A 12,415-nucleotide genomic window follows, 5' to 3' on the forward strand; every position below is an offset into this window, starting at 1 on the left:
AATGGTTTTTAAAGGTGTGTAAAATGGAAAAATATACAGAAGTAATCGGTCGAAAACTGAATGCTATTCTAGAAAAAACATACGATGCCGAGAAAGGATTCGGCAAAGCGGCAGAGAACTGTGAGGTAAGGTCATTGGCGACTTGGTTCAATGAAAGAGCCTTAGACCGCCATCGTTTTATAAATGAACTTAAAAGAGAGATCAATGCTTTTGGTGAAGGCTATAAAGATAATGGAACGTTGGCCGGAGACGCGCACCGCACTTGGATGGACATCAAATCACTTTTTTCAAAAGATCATGCCGAGGCGATGCTAGAGGAAGCGATTCGTGGTGAGAAAGTAGCATTGGAGGAATACAAAGAAGTATTGAAAGAAAAAGACTTACCCCGGTCGACAATCGCTTTGTTGACTTCTCAAATGGCTCAAATCGACTACGGACTCGCTTTGATTATGGGGGTGAAAGATTTAGACTATGAAAAGCAATAAGTAACAGATAATAAAAACATGAAAACAAAACGAATTTCAGATGCTTTGGAAAAAGCCTTGAACGATCAGATGACACGGGAAGCCTTTCAGGCCCAGGTATATCTTTCATATGCCTCATGGGCAGAAGTAAATGGCTTTCCTGGTATTTCAGAATTTCTGTACGGCCACATGAATGAAGAACGGGAACATATGTTCAAAATTTTAAAGTACATCAATGATCGGGGCGGAAGTACCAAAATAGAAGCGATCAAGGCACCACCCGAAAATCCTAAAAATATCGAAGACTGCTTAAAAAAAATCTTAAAGCATGAAATCGATAATTCGGAACAAATTGACAAAATTGTGAATCTTGCACATAAAGAAAAAGACTGGGCCACTTTTAGTTTTGCCCAGTGGTTCGTTCAAGAGCAAATCGAGGAAGAAACCTTGATCAACGGTGTCATCGACAAATATTCATTGGCCACTAAAAAGGGTGAAGGAAACCTCAATCTTTATGAAATGGATAAAGATTTGGCCAAGGCGCCCCAAGAGGCCGTGATTCCTCGAGATGAAGAAATCTAGCGTTGACGCTGGTTGGAAGAAATAAGAAAAAGGAGGCCATTAGAATGCAGATGCGTTTAAATGGCCTCCTTTCTACTTCTATGTAATTTCGCTGAATTGCAACTAAACAACAAAAAAAGTCCCCAACCAAAGTCGGGGACTTAAATCAACACCAATCAAAAAATGGTTGCTACCATTCTTCGATTTCTCTTTTAAGTTCTTCTTTCTTTTTTCCGGTTTTTTCTTGTAACCGTCCTAGCATTTCATCGAACTTTCCTTCGGCAAAAGTGGTATCGTTGTCGGTAACATCACCATATTTTTGTTTGAACTTACCTTTGATTTGTTTCCATTTGCCTTCTAATTGATCACTATTCATAGTTTCTAATATTTTGGGTTAATAAATTAATAATTACTTCCTCTAAAGTATTCGTTTATTGCCGCATTGGTTAACTGTTTCACGCTGATTTTTGACGTGATTAAGTCCTTGTAAACAACTTGCAAAAAGAAGTTTTGAAAGTATTTTTTTGGGGTAATAATTGCCTTGAATGCATTAAATCTTTCTTTTGGTTTTTGATAATATTTGAGGTGAAAATGAAACACTATTTTTTAATCTAAATTTTCAACGATGCCAAATCCTAGAATAAAAAACGAAGCACAATATGAAGCCCTTCGTGATAAGGGGTACAGTAAAGAGAAATCAGCGCGTATCGCCAATACGCCAGATGCGGGAAAAAAAGGAGGAAAAGCCCAGCCTTATGAAGAATGGACCAAAAATGAACTTTATGACCAGGCAAAAAATGTAGGGATAGAGGGTAGATCAAAAATGAACAAAAAAGAACTTATTGAAGCATTACGCAACAATTAAAATAACTAAAGGCGGGCCCCAACTATGAACTTCATTAATCCAAAAGTCATTCGACAACTTTTTGTGTTGTTGCTAATTCTAATTTTGGGGGGCTTGATTTTCAATGCTATGCTCCCTTATCTTTCCGGTGTGTTAGGCGCCGTGACAATTTATGTGCTTTTAAGAAAACCGATGTCGAAATTGGTGAAAAAGGGGTGGAATGCAAATTTGGCCGCGAGTCTTTTATTGCTACTTTCCTTCATTTGTATTTTAGTGCCAGTTGCGGGAATCGTACTTCTTTTGGGAAACAAAGTTGGCGAGGCCGTTGATAATTCCGAGCGGGTGGTAAAGGCGGTAAAGCAGCAGCTGGGAATATGGGAAGAGCGTTTGGGTTACGACCTGTCTTCTCAAATTGATGTTTCGGGAATATCTTCGTGGCTTTCTACGAATTTACAAAGTTTGGCCGGGGGAACTTTCAATACCGTTATAGCCATAGGCATTATGTATTTTATGTTGTATTATATGCTGACGAACCGTCGCCAGTTACGAGAATCTTTGTTTGATTACATTCCGGTTGCGAAAGATAACCTACAGCTTATAGGCCAAGAGATACGGGCCATGGTGCGATCTAACGCACTTGGCATACCGTTGGTTGCAATAGCACAGGGTGTTGTCGGTTTGGTAGGTTTACTCATCTTTGGGATTAAAGAACCCTTTTTCTGGGCCGTTATTATAACTATTGGTTCTATGGTGCCTTTTGTTGGGGCCATGCTCGGTATTGTCCCCGTATTTATTCTAACAATTTCTAATGGCGATATCTTTCAAGCATGGGCAATTTTGTTATATGGTATTATTATCGTCGGTTCTACCGATAACGTTTTTAGAATGTACGCACTCAAAAGGTTAGATAATGTTCATCCTTTAATTACCATAATTGGCGTGGTTGTAGGTGTGCCGATATTTGGTTTTATCGGTTTGATTTTTGGTCCCTTGCTGATAAGTCTATTTCTCGTTGTTGTGAAAATCTATAAGAGTGAATACGGGAAAGGAGATGCTTTTTGAAGAAGATCGACTTTAAATGTACCCATCCAAATTCTGCTTCATTGTATTTTCTTTTTAGACTTCAGTGCAAACGCATTAATATAAAAAGGTATTGGGTCAACCGTTGGTTTAAACAATATGTAATATCGTTAATAGATTACCAAATCAGCGGCTTTCTAAAAACAATAGTTCTAGAAGGTCATGAGAAAAAAAGATAATGACAGAAGAAGAACAAATTCGATTAAGCAATATTGCAGATACGCAGTATGAGATATTTGCTTTGTTGAAACAACGTTATAGTCCACGAACGTTTAAGGATGAATCGATACAGAAAGAACACCTGAGACAACTTTTTGAAGCCGTACGATGGTCTGCTAGTTGTTACAATATTCAGCCTTGGCGGTTTATTTATGCAGAAAGAGGCTCTGAGGCATATGATAAAATAGCGGAATGTCTGAGTGAAGGCAATAAAAAATGGGCATCCTTTGCCCCCTTACTTTTATTGAGTGTTTACAAGGTTAAAATGGAAGGCGGGAACGAAAATTTTCACGCACTGCATGATTTGGGCTTGAGTCTTGGAAACATGACGGTTCAAGCCCAGTATTTGGGTATTGCCCTGCACCACATGGCAGGGATTGACCGCAAGGCCGCTGATGAAGTCTTTGATATTCCTGAAGGATTTCAAGTATGCACGGCAATCGCGCTTGGTTACTTCGGTGGAGAACTTGATAAATTGCCTATAGATTTACAAGAAAAAGAAAAAGCGACGAGAGAACGAATGACTCAGACCGATTTTGCTTTTGAAAATAATTGGAAACTCCATTGAACTTTCCATTGAACTTTCAGATTTGATGCATGTTTTGAGCGCAACTACCTATGGAATTGAATATTATTTTAGTATTTCTGGTACTGCTGGTAACCGTAGTGCTTTTTGCTTTGGAAATATTTCCGGTAGACAAGGTTGCTTTTTTTATAATAGTATCCTTGGCTTTGTTGGGTTTGGTTTCCCCTGAGGAAGCGATTAGCGGTTTTTCGAACAGTGCGACCATAGCCGTCTTGGCATTAATGATGTTGGCTATAGCCATGGAAGAAAATGGGGTGATTAATTGGCTAACCTCGGGAATGGGAAAAATAAAGGCATTACCACTGTATTTTATGGCTCCTGTTTTTATGATTGTAACGGCAGGTATCTCTGCTTTTATAAGTACCACGGCGGTGGTCATTGTTTTTATTAAAATTATCAATCAACTATCGGAAAAATTCAATATTTCACAATCTAAATTACTGCTTCCGATTTCTTTTGCGGGTATTATCGGTGGGTCATGTACCTTGATGGGTACTTCGACCAATTTGATCGTTAATTCAGTAGCAAAAGATTTAGGGGCTGACAAGTTGGGTTTTTTTGAATTTACGATGCTAGGGCTCGTCTTTCTTTCTGTTGCTATAGTATACCTTACATTGGCGCTTCGATGGTTGCCTTGGGGAAAGAATAAAAGCCTACGGGAAGATTATAATATCAATAATTATATTACCAATATTTTAATCAAAGAGGGGTCGAAATTGATAGGCAAAAAAATAGAGGAAACCTTTTTTTATGAGCATCCCGAAATTTCGCTTCTAAAGCTTACCCGCAATAATAAGGCGCATAATTCCCCGGGAAAGTATATTACATTGGTGAAAGATGACGAACTTCTCGTCATGTGTGATTTACAGAATTTATCGCGATTGCACGAATCTGAAAATCTTGGTATAAACGAAAATGACTATTTGATTAGTCAACAAACAGAGGAAGGTGAGGGTATAACATCGAAGTCATCGGAATTGGACGAACGTGTTTTTATTGAGCTACTCATGCTGCCGGGAGCTTCCCTTTTAGGAAAAACTTTGGGCAACTTGAGACGCTATATGTTACACGATGCCATACCCATTGCGATTAAAAAACGGAAAACCTTGACTAAAATCGGTGAAAGACTGGTGCGCAGCAATACAAATAGCTTGGTATTAAAGCCCGGTGATCGTTTGTTGGTAGAAGTGGAAAAACAAAACCTTCAGGCTCTTGAGGCAATGGAAAACGTGGTTTTGTTACAGTCGTTCGACTCAGTTAGTAGGTTGTCTTCTTTTAAGAGGTACTTTTCCCTGCTAGTTTTAATATTGGTCGTTGCCTTGGCGGCTACGGGTGTACTCTCGATAATGGTAAGTGCCCTGGCCGGGGTTTGTCTGTTACTATTGACTAATAATTTAGATTTGAACGTTGTTTATAAAAAGGTCAACTGGCAGATCTTCTTTTTATTGGCAGGTATGATACCGCTGGGGATTGCCATGCACAATACCGGCGCCGATATGTGGGTCTCTTCAAAATTGCTGGGATTTTTAGAGGGCCAATCGAATATCGTGATAATCGGAACCCTGTTTTTAGTTACTATGGTAATGAGCGGGGTAGTCAGCAATAATGCTACTGCCATTATCATGACACCCATAGCCATTGCTGTCGCACAAGGTTTGAAACTTGATTTTAAACCCTTCATATTGGCGGTGATGTTCGCAGCTAATTTTAGCTTTTTCACTCCCGTAGGATATCAAACCAACGCCTTGATATACGGGTTGGGAAATTATAAATTTCAACACTTTTTATTAATTGGAGGAATACTTTCCTTGATTCTTTGGGTAATGGGAACACTCCTTCTAACTAAACTTTTATAACATGAGTATTATATTACAGAACAAATTTTCGGTTGAAGATGCCATTGGAAAACTGTGGGACAAATTGGACGGTTGGCTTGATGCCATTATTCTCAAGCTCCCTAATATAGTGATGGCCATATTGGTAATGATCCTTTTTTATTTTATTGCGAAGGGAGTTCGTAATCTTTTACGCAAATTTCTGCTCCATCGGATTAGTCAAGTTTCCATTCAAGACATTATTGCCAAGGTAGTTTTTCTAATTGTAATTTTGGTGGGCTTCTTTATCGCTTTGGGGGTGCTCGAACTGGACAAGGTGCTTACCAGTATCTTAGCGGGTGCCGGTGTAATAGGCCTGGCCATTGGTCTTGCCCTGCAGGGAACATTAAGCAATACCTTTGGAGGCTTGATACTTTCCTTTATGCCAAGATTGAATATTGACGATTATATTGAAACCGAGGGTACTTCGGGTTTTGTTTCGGAGATTAGTCTTCGAAATATTGTTATCCGCAGACCCGACAATAACTATGTTATTGTTCCGAATTCAAAATTTGTCGATGGTTCTTTTGTTAATTATTCGGTAAGCGATAGAAGTAGGATCGCGGTTACTTGCGGAGTTGGTTACGAGAGTAACCTGCAAGAGGTGGAAGATTTAGTGGTAAGCATTATTGCCGAGAACTTCGAACAAAAGGATGGGGAAGAAGTAGAGTTCTTTTTTACGGAGTTTGGTGACAGTTCCATTAATTTTATGACCCGATTTTGGATAGATATGGTAAAAAGTAAACAAGAGCATACCGCTAGGCATAAAGCTGTAAAGTTGATCAAGAGTAATTTCGATGCTAAAGGAATCAATATTCCTTTCCCTATCAGAACCCTGGATTTTGGAAAGAACAACTTACAACTGGTGACACAAGATAAGAACGGTGAATCTTAAATAGATAATACGACCATTCATTATTCGGCAACCCATAAGAAGTTTCTTATGGGTTTTTTGTGGGAGCTTCAAAAAATATGCCCGAAACCACTATCCCTATGATTACTATCAGTAATAATACAACAATAATGAGGGTGCCCGATTTGGTAATATTATTTTTTTGAAAAATGTAGTTGCGGGTGCTTTTTCTTTCTTCTTTGACCAGCTCCGTGTCAAAATCATTTTCTTTTTTGTCTCTGTTCTGGGTGTTCATTTTTTAAATGTTTTAAGTTAGACTATCGAATCACGTATTGATGCGATTTTTAATTTCAAGAAATCGATACTTCGCCTTGCAAAAGTTTATTTCAGCTGTTCAGCTTTTGAACTTTCTGTTTCGAAATATCAATACTCTTTTCAATTTTTCAAGATAGGTTCTCCATACCTATTGGTCTGCCCCGATAAAGAAAAATAATAGCGTAAATGATTCGGCTATAATTGATAGATGTGCATCGAACGTGTTAACTATGTTTTCTTTTAAGCGCAATTTTTTTTGAAGTAAATGGTAGTTTTAATAGGTGTTCAAATAAAAACATATTCCCCCGCAATACTGAATCGAAATGACTGCTAAAACAACGCGCAAAGAATTTCTAAACCAATTGATGACCGAACCTGAACGTGTCGTAAGTCAGCTTAACCTTGTTTATGTCGATGATAAAAAATTGTGCATAAGTCGTTTGCGCGATGGGGATGAATTTGTTTATAAGCTTAAAAATAAGCCGGTCAAAGATAAGAGGCAGCTTGAACGTATCGAAAACTTGGTTATTCCTCCCGCATGGGAAAAAGTAAGGATAACGCACTTACCAAGCGGACACTTGCAGGCTGTAGGAAGAGACGATAAAAACCGCAAACAATATAAGTACCACGCCAATTGGGTTAAGATTAGAAATCAAACGAAATTTTATAAAATGGCTCAATTCGGTCAACATTTACCGAAAATACGAAAGCAGGTAGATTCCGATTTAGATCAAAAAGGTTGGCCTAGCTCCAAAGTGGTTGCATTGGTAGTTCGTCTTATGGAAGAAACCCATATCAGAATAGGCAACGTTCAATATGCCAAGCGTAATAAATCGTATGGCCTTTCAACTTTACGAAAGCGACATGTAAATCTTCATAAAAATAAACTCAAGTTCGAATTCGTAGGCAAGAAAGGTAAAAAACATAGCGTGACCGTTCGCAATAAAAAGCTGATACGATTGGTCAGTCGTTGTGAAGAGATACCAGGCTGGGAACTTTTTCAATATTATGACAGTGAAGGCAATAAACAACAGCTCGATAGTTCAATGGTAAATGAATATTTGCATGCTGTGAGTGGACAGTTCTTTACCGCAAAAGATTTTCGGACTTGGGCCGCATCGGTGGTGTTTTTTGATACTTTAATTGATTTAGGTTATGAACCGAATCCTGAAAAAAACCATAAAAATATTTTGTTGGGATTTGATAATGCGGCTGCGGCACTTGGCAACACCAGAAACGTATGCCGCAAGTATTATGTTCATCCTTATTTGGTTTCCAAATATGAAGATGGTTCTATAAAAAAGTACTTTTCCTTAATCGCAAACGATACAAGCACTGCGGCGTATTTTACTCCAACCGAAAGGGCTATGCTCAAAATTATGGAATCCTATAGACCTAAACTGTAAGTGCCGCATCAAATGGAGCAATAATTTGATTTTTCGAATAAACCTGGCAACGATACTTCCCTTAATTTTAAAAATGTAGGATGTAATGCGATGAGCATCCAAAAAAAAGTTGATCGCTAATTAAAAACGCAATATAATGAGTACTTATACAGAAATAGTTGGAGAGAAACTGAATGCGCTGCTAGCAAAAACTTATGATGCCGAGAAGGGTTTCAAAAAGGCTTCTGAAAATGCCAAGAGCTTTGATTTAATAGCTTATTTTAAAAAGAAGGCGATTGAGCGTAGCAATTTTGCACACAACCTTAGAAGTGAAATTCAAAATTTCGGACAGGAAATAGAAGAGGGGGGAAGCGTAGAGGGTGCGATGCACCGTACTTGGATGGATATAGAAGCATTCTTCTCATCAGACAATGATGAATCAATGTTGACGGCTGCCATTGCCGGAGAGAAATCGGCTATTGAAGAGTATGATGATGTGCTCAAAGAGATCAATTTACCACCGAGCACGGCTACCTTGCTTGCACAGCAACGAAATCAGATAGCGAGTGACTTGAATACTATTAAAAGGTTGGAAGATGCCTCTTGATGTATGCAACCAAAGCTGAAAATGCTTTTAGAAAATTTTCATTGAAAAAATGGCGCAAAAACTTTGCGCCATTTTTTAGTGCGTTGAAAGCACAATAAATTCGTAGACCGAAGTAAAATTAAAACTTCACTATTCTTCCGATCCTTTATTGATTTGATTGTAGTATTCTTTTGGGGAAACCCCATACCGTTTCTTAAATAATTTGGAGAAATAACTTCTAGAATTGATACCTATTTTGTAGCTAATTTGAGTAATATTCATGTCGGTGTTCTCGAGTAGTTCTTTCGCTTTTTCTATTCTAAAGTTACGTATATACTCATTGACCGAAGTTTTATAAAGCCTTTTGAACCCTTGCTGTAACGTGTTTTGGTTAAGGCCAACTCTTTTGGCAATAGTAACTATATTGTCCATTTGGTCTAACTCCGATTTAATGATTTCTGCCGCATTTTCAATTTTATCAAGTGTTGCTTTTCGTGTAATCTTATGATTTCCCGTTCCGTTAAGGTCATCTAGATATTGTTGCAATTGGTGCGATAGTATTTCGTATGCTTTGCCTTCTTGATATACGACTTTCATAAAATCTAAAAGGTCACATTCGGTAAACTCTTCTAGATATTTAGCTATATCGAGGCTATAGTATTCCTTATGGTAAAAACTTTGGGTGCCATTTAGGTCCCTGAACAGGGTCATGAGGTCATCATTCATGTCGGCCAGAAAATCACTTATTTTTTCTTCGAATAATTTTCTATTGATTTCAAGGCTGTAAACGCAAATGGGTTCGTTGGCGGGAAAGGTAAAGGTGTGATTGTCTTGGGGCGTACTCGCTAAAATGACACTCTCTAATCGCTGAATTTCATGTGTCTCGTCAGAGGTTTCGAATGTGTGAAAAATAGTAGATTCGCGGTTGAACAATAATTTAAGGGGGTGAACTAATCCTTTCTGGTATTCGAGTACAAGCTCTTCATTCAGTAAAAAATCAAATTCCAGCACTCCGATTCCATGGGTGAAATGGGTGCCTTTTATGAATCCGGAACCCAGTTTTTTCGGTAGGCGAATACAATATTCATTCTCCGATTCTTCATAATCATTCTTCAATTTTTTGGCCAAATCGCAGAAAATATGCGCTATGGTCGAATCGTGTAGTTCTATGGTAAGACTCATTGGTCGATGGTCGTTTTACATTTAATTGATACCCGTACTTGTTGGCTAGTATAAAGGTGCGAAACGATAGCTGGTGTTCGTACCAAGTTGTTGACAAAAACGCTCAAGCAATATAATAGTGCCTGCTGAAAAATCCAAGAACGGCTATTTTTTACTATCTCACAAGAAAAATTCAAATGAGTTAACATCAAATTGGATGTGATCATTAGCTATGGGATAAAAACAACATCTTTGATTCATATCATATAAATAATCACGAATTATAAACCACTTAAAAACAAAACTATGCTACGTTGGACAGTTACATTTATCATTTTGGCAATCATAGCCGCGGTTTTTGGCTTTGGAGGAATAGCCGAAGGTGCTGCAGATATTGCTAAAATATTATTTTACATATTTCTGGTGCTTCTGGTTGTATCGTTGATTACCGGAAGAAGAAAACTTTAATAAATAATTTAAAATCCATAAAAAATGAAACGAGCAGTTTATATATTTCTATTTGCGCTAATGACTTCAATGTCATTATCGACATTTACAAGTTGTAGAGAGGATAAAAAAGATGCCGGAGACCAAATCGAGGACGCTGTAGATGATGCAGGCGATAAAATTGAGGAAGGTGTCGAAGAAATTGAAGATGAAATCGATGATGCCACCGATGATAATTGATGGATGCCAGCAGAGAAAAAAGATTAAAAAGTAAAGGGGAGGCAATTTCTTAGGAGTGGGTTTGCCTTTTACTGAAAACTCAATATGTAAAAATTTAGATATGGATAATAAGTTTCCGAAACATGAAAAAAATTTAATAGAAAAATATCAGGATAAAGGTTATACTGCCAACTTCTATTTTAAATCTGGGAAGTTGGTGGCGTCTGAAAGCAAAGTTGAGTTTTCGCCCAAGGAAGTATATATTACTGGGGAGCATAGGTATGAGGGCATGAGCAATCCGTCTGATCTGTCGATATTATACGTATTAAAAACGGAAAATGGCGAAAAAGGAACTTTTTTGCAGGCTTACGGCCCCAATGCCGATCCAGAAGCAGCATCTTTTTTTAAGGAAATTCCCGAAGAAAATATTTCCGATAAGGCCGATTTGAATTTAAAATAATAAAGTTTTATTAGTACTAGTCGCTTCTAACGACACACGAGACATTACCTTAACTAACTTTTCCATATTTAAGGCGGTGAAAATTATTGATTATGCTATTTAGATATTGAGATATCATCATAACCATGTAGCCCGCTTTCTTTTCAAGTGCTGTTTTTCAGTTTTATTCTTCGTATCAAACTGTAAAACACATGTTCCATGACACTCTTTTTTCAATTAAAGGTTCAATAGTGGTCAAAAAGCCACTTAATTTGTTACTATAATATCTGATTTTATATCATATTTGTCACTATCTTTCCCAAAAGGTGCTTACAAAAAAGCTAAGATTGATAGATGAGAGTATGTATTAAATATGATTCCGATTTTATTTGTAGAGCTGTTCTGAAAGAACAATTCGAAAAATTGGGTATACCCTTTAGTATACAAAGTTTGGGGGAATTGGAAATCGATCAAAACCTTTCCGATGAACAACGTGAAGCTTTGGCGACGGCGCTAAAAAAATACGGCATTGAAATTATTGACGACCCTAAAATGGCCTTGGTGCAACGCATCAAATATGCCATTGACGACATGTTGGAAGATGATATGGCTAGGATTCAGAAAATTTCTACGTACTTAGCAGATAAATTAAATTACTCGTACACTTATTTGTCGAACCTTTTTTCTGAAAACACATATACCTCTATAGAAAATTTTATAATTCTAAGAAAAGTGGATCACGCCAAAGAACTAATAACGAATACAGATCTCACATTGACCGAAATTGCTTTTCGACTGAATTATAGCAGTGTGGCACATTTGTCGGGGCAGTTTAAAAAAACAACAGGACTTACGCCGACTGCTTTTCAGAAAATTATTGAAAAACGGAAACAAAACAGCATACATCCCGCATGAATTTGAATACCCTGAATACGAACGTCAAGATTCTCAATGTCGCCCTTGCCGATGATGATGAAGATGACAGAATGCTGTTTAGAGAAGCAATTGAAGAGATAGCGATACAGACAAAACTTTCTACCTTTAATAATGGTCAAGAACTTATGGACTATCTTACGCTACCGAATATATTATTGCCCAACCTGGTATTCTTAGATTTAAATATGCCCATAAAAAACGGAATGCAATGTCTAATGGAGATACGTAAGAACCCCATGTTGAATGCAATGGCGGTCGCTATCTACTCCACCTCTTCCTCAGAGAAAGATGTTGAGCAAACTTTTATCAACGGCGCCAATATCTATATCAATAAACCCAATGATTTTCGTAAATTACGAGAGGCCATCGAAAAAGTATTGCAGATTAATTGGCAATATCACACTTCGAATCTGAATCGCGACAACTTTTTATATCGCATATAGAAT

General features: G+C 37.7%; 17 protein-coding genes. 14 read left to right on the forward strand and 3 right to left on the reverse strand.

The window, feature by feature from the left end; genetic code table 11:
- Positions 1-23 precede the first annotated feature (23 nt).
- Both AACZ88_RS09170 and AACZ88_RS09175 read left to right on the forward strand, forming a co-directional pair.
- Positions 24-485 (forward strand): PA2169 family four-helix-bundle protein, encoded by a 462-nt coding sequence (locus AACZ88_RS09170; protein WP_339709152.1) that lies wholly within the window; start codon positions 24-26, stop codon positions 483-485.
- 18 nt (positions 486-503) lie between these two features.
- On the forward strand, positions 504-1,046 hold the full coding sequence (locus AACZ88_RS09175; protein WP_339709153.1) for a ferritin: 543 nt from the start codon (positions 504-506) through the stop codon (positions 1,044-1,046).
- A gap of 169 nt (positions 1,047-1,215) precedes the next feature.
- On the opposite strand, the gene AACZ88_RS09180 is transcribed toward AACZ88_RS09175, so the two are convergent.
- On the reverse strand, positions 1,216-1,401 hold the full coding sequence (locus AACZ88_RS09180; RefSeq protein ID WP_339709154.1) for a CsbD family protein: 186 nt from the start codon (positions 1,399-1,401) through the stop codon (positions 1,216-1,218).
- 249 nt (positions 1,402-1,650) lie between these two features.
- On the opposite strand from AACZ88_RS09180, the gene AACZ88_RS09185 reads away from it, so the two are divergent.
- From AACZ88_RS09185 to AACZ88_RS09205, 5 genes are all read left to right on the forward strand, one after another.
- On the forward strand, positions 1,651-1,890 hold the full coding sequence (locus AACZ88_RS09185) for a Rho termination factor N-terminal domain-containing protein (protein ID WP_339709155.1): 240 nt from the start codon (positions 1,651-1,653) through the stop codon (positions 1,888-1,890).
- A gap of 24 nt (positions 1,891-1,914) precedes the next feature.
- Complete coding sequence (locus AACZ88_RS09190) at positions 1,915-2,931, forward strand: AI-2E family transporter (RefSeq protein WP_339709156.1); 1,017 nt, start codon at positions 1,915-1,917, stop codon at positions 2,929-2,931.
- A gap of 196 nt (positions 2,932-3,127) precedes the next feature.
- Positions 3,128-3,736, forward strand: a complete 609-nt coding sequence (locus AACZ88_RS09195; RefSeq protein WP_339709157.1) for a nitroreductase family protein — start codon at positions 3,128-3,130, stop codon at positions 3,734-3,736.
- A 50-nt stretch (positions 3,737-3,786) separates the two neighbouring features.
- A complete protein-coding gene (locus tag AACZ88_RS09200; RefSeq protein ID WP_339709158.1) occupies positions 3,787-5,610 on the forward strand; it encodes an SLC13 family permease in 1,824 nt (607 codons plus the stop codon).
- Position 5,611: 1 nt separating this feature from the next.
- Entirely contained in the window at positions 5,612-6,523 is a 912-nt protein-coding gene (locus AACZ88_RS09205; protein ID WP_339709159.1) for a mechanosensitive ion channel, read from the forward strand.
- Between the two features lie 46 nt (positions 6,524-6,569).
- Here AACZ88_RS09205 and AACZ88_RS09210 read toward each other — a convergent pair whose 3' ends face one another.
- The gene (locus AACZ88_RS09210; protein ID WP_339709160.1) at positions 6,570-6,776 is read right to left on the reverse strand and encodes a hypothetical protein; all 207 of its coding nucleotides are present in this window, start codon (positions 6,774-6,776) and stop codon (positions 6,570-6,572) included.
- A 343-nt stretch (positions 6,777-7,119) separates the two neighbouring features.
- Here AACZ88_RS09210 and AACZ88_RS09215 point away from each other — a divergent pair, with 343 nt between their 5' ends.
- Positions 7,120-8,202: a DNA topoisomerase IB gene (locus AACZ88_RS09215; protein WP_339709161.1), complete on the forward strand. Its 1,083-nt coding sequence runs from the start codon at positions 7,120-7,122 to the stop codon at positions 8,200-8,202.
- Between the two features lie 136 nt (positions 8,203-8,338).
- The gene (locus tag AACZ88_RS09220; protein WP_339709162.1) at positions 8,339-8,788 is read left to right on the forward strand and encodes a PA2169 family four-helix-bundle protein; all 450 of its coding nucleotides are present in this window, start codon (positions 8,339-8,341) and stop codon (positions 8,786-8,788) included.
- 129 nt (positions 8,789-8,917) lie between these two features.
- Here the strand turns inward: AACZ88_RS09220 and AACZ88_RS09225 are convergent, their stop codons facing one another.
- Complete coding sequence (locus AACZ88_RS09225) at positions 8,918-9,949, reverse strand: helix-turn-helix transcriptional regulator (protein WP_339709163.1); 1,032 nt, start codon at positions 9,947-9,949, stop codon at positions 8,918-8,920.
- 285 nt (positions 9,950-10,234) lie between these two features.
- On the opposite strand from AACZ88_RS09225, the gene AACZ88_RS09230 reads away from it, so the two are divergent.
- The 5 genes from AACZ88_RS09230 to AACZ88_RS09250 all read left to right on the forward strand — a co-directional run bounded on the left by AACZ88_RS09230 (position 10,235) and on the right by AACZ88_RS09250 (position 12,412).
- Positions 10,235-10,396 carry a DUF1328 domain-containing protein gene (locus tag AACZ88_RS09230; RefSeq protein ID WP_339709164.1) on the forward strand — a complete coding sequence of 54 codons (162 nt, stop codon included), beginning with the start codon at positions 10,235-10,237 and terminating at the stop codon, positions 10,394-10,396.
- A gap of 24 nt (positions 10,397-10,420) precedes the next feature.
- Positions 10,421-10,615 carry a hypothetical protein gene (locus AACZ88_RS09235; RefSeq protein ID WP_339709165.1) on the forward strand — a complete coding sequence of 65 codons (195 nt, stop codon included), beginning with the start codon at positions 10,421-10,423 and terminating at the stop codon, positions 10,613-10,615.
- A gap of 100 nt (positions 10,616-10,715) precedes the next feature.
- On the forward strand, positions 10,716-11,054 hold the full coding sequence (locus AACZ88_RS09240) for a hypothetical protein (protein ID WP_339709166.1): 339 nt from the start codon (positions 10,716-10,718) through the stop codon (positions 11,052-11,054).
- A 333-nt stretch (positions 11,055-11,387) separates the two neighbouring features.
- Positions 11,388-11,948 carry an AraC family transcriptional regulator gene (locus AACZ88_RS09245; RefSeq protein WP_339709167.1) on the forward strand — a complete coding sequence of 187 codons (561 nt, stop codon included), beginning with the start codon at positions 11,388-11,390 and terminating at the stop codon, positions 11,946-11,948.
- On the forward strand, positions 11,945-12,412 hold the full coding sequence (locus AACZ88_RS09250) for a response regulator (protein WP_339709168.1): 468 nt from the start codon (positions 11,945-11,947) through the stop codon (positions 12,410-12,412). The genes AACZ88_RS09245 and AACZ88_RS09250 overlap by 4 nt, the downstream gene beginning before the upstream one ends.
- Positions 12,413-12,415 lie beyond the last annotated feature (3 nt).

The sequence above is a fragment of the uncultured Kriegella sp. genome, assembly GCF_963975415.1.
In the GTDB taxonomy this organism is placed as follows: Bacteria; Bacteroidota; Bacteroidia; order Flavobacteriales; family Flavobacteriaceae; genus Kriegella.

What these genes read in the sequence shown, in the direction of transcription:
- AACZ88_RS09250 (WP_339709168.1), top strand. Translation starts at nt 11,945, where the DNA reads ATGAATTTGAATACCCTGAATACGAACGTCAAGATTCTCAATGTCGCC.
- AACZ88_RS09240 (WP_339709166.1), top strand. Translation starts at nt 10,716, where the DNA reads ATGGATAATAAGTTTCCGAAACATGAAAAAAATTTAATAGAAAAATAT.
- AACZ88_RS09185 (WP_339709155.1), top strand. Translation starts at nt 1,651, where the DNA reads ATGCCAAATCCTAGAATAAAAAACGAAGCACAATATGAAGCCCTTCGT.
- AACZ88_RS09225 (WP_339709163.1), bottom strand. Translation starts at nt 9,949, where the DNA reads ATGAGTCTTACCATAGAACTACACGATTCGACCATAGCGCATATTTTC.
- AACZ88_RS09235 (WP_339709165.1), top strand. Translation starts at nt 10,421, where the DNA reads ATGAAACGAGCAGTTTATATATTTCTATTTGCGCTAATGACTTCAATG.
- AACZ88_RS09195 (WP_339709157.1), top strand. Translation starts at nt 3,128, where the DNA reads ATGACAGAAGAAGAACAAATTCGATTAAGCAATATTGCAGATACGCAG.
- AACZ88_RS09215 (WP_339709161.1), top strand. Translation starts at nt 7,120, where the DNA reads ATGACTGCTAAAACAACGCGCAAAGAATTTCTAAACCAATTGATGACC.
- AACZ88_RS09230 (WP_339709164.1), top strand. Translation starts at nt 10,235, where the DNA reads ATGCTACGTTGGACAGTTACATTTATCATTTTGGCAATCATAGCCGCG.
- AACZ88_RS09180 (WP_339709154.1), bottom strand. Translation starts at nt 1,401, where the DNA reads ATGAATAGTGATCAATTAGAAGGCAAATGGAAACAAATCAAAGGTAAG.
- AACZ88_RS09200 (WP_339709158.1), top strand. Translation starts at nt 3,787, where the DNA reads ATGGAATTGAATATTATTTTAGTATTTCTGGTACTGCTGGTAACCGTA.
- AACZ88_RS09175 (WP_339709153.1), top strand. Translation starts at nt 504, where the DNA reads ATGAAAACAAAACGAATTTCAGATGCTTTGGAAAAAGCCTTGAACGAT.
- AACZ88_RS09205 (WP_339709159.1), top strand. Translation starts at nt 5,612, where the DNA reads ATGAGTATTATATTACAGAACAAATTTTCGGTTGAAGATGCCATTGGA.
- AACZ88_RS09170 (WP_339709152.1), top strand. Translation starts at nt 24, where the DNA reads ATGGAAAAATATACAGAAGTAATCGGTCGAAAACTGAATGCTATTCTA.
- AACZ88_RS09190 (WP_339709156.1), top strand. Translation starts at nt 1,915, where the DNA reads ATGAACTTCATTAATCCAAAAGTCATTCGACAACTTTTTGTGTTGTTG.
- AACZ88_RS09245 (WP_339709167.1), top strand. Translation starts at nt 11,388, where the DNA reads ATGAGAGTATGTATTAAATATGATTCCGATTTTATTTGTAGAGCTGTT.
- AACZ88_RS09210 (WP_339709160.1), bottom strand. Translation starts at nt 6,776, where the DNA reads ATGAACACCCAGAACAGAGACAAAAAAGAAAATGATTTTGACACGGAG.
- AACZ88_RS09220 (WP_339709162.1), top strand. Translation starts at nt 8,339, where the DNA reads ATGAGTACTTATACAGAAATAGTTGGAGAGAAACTGAATGCGCTGCTA.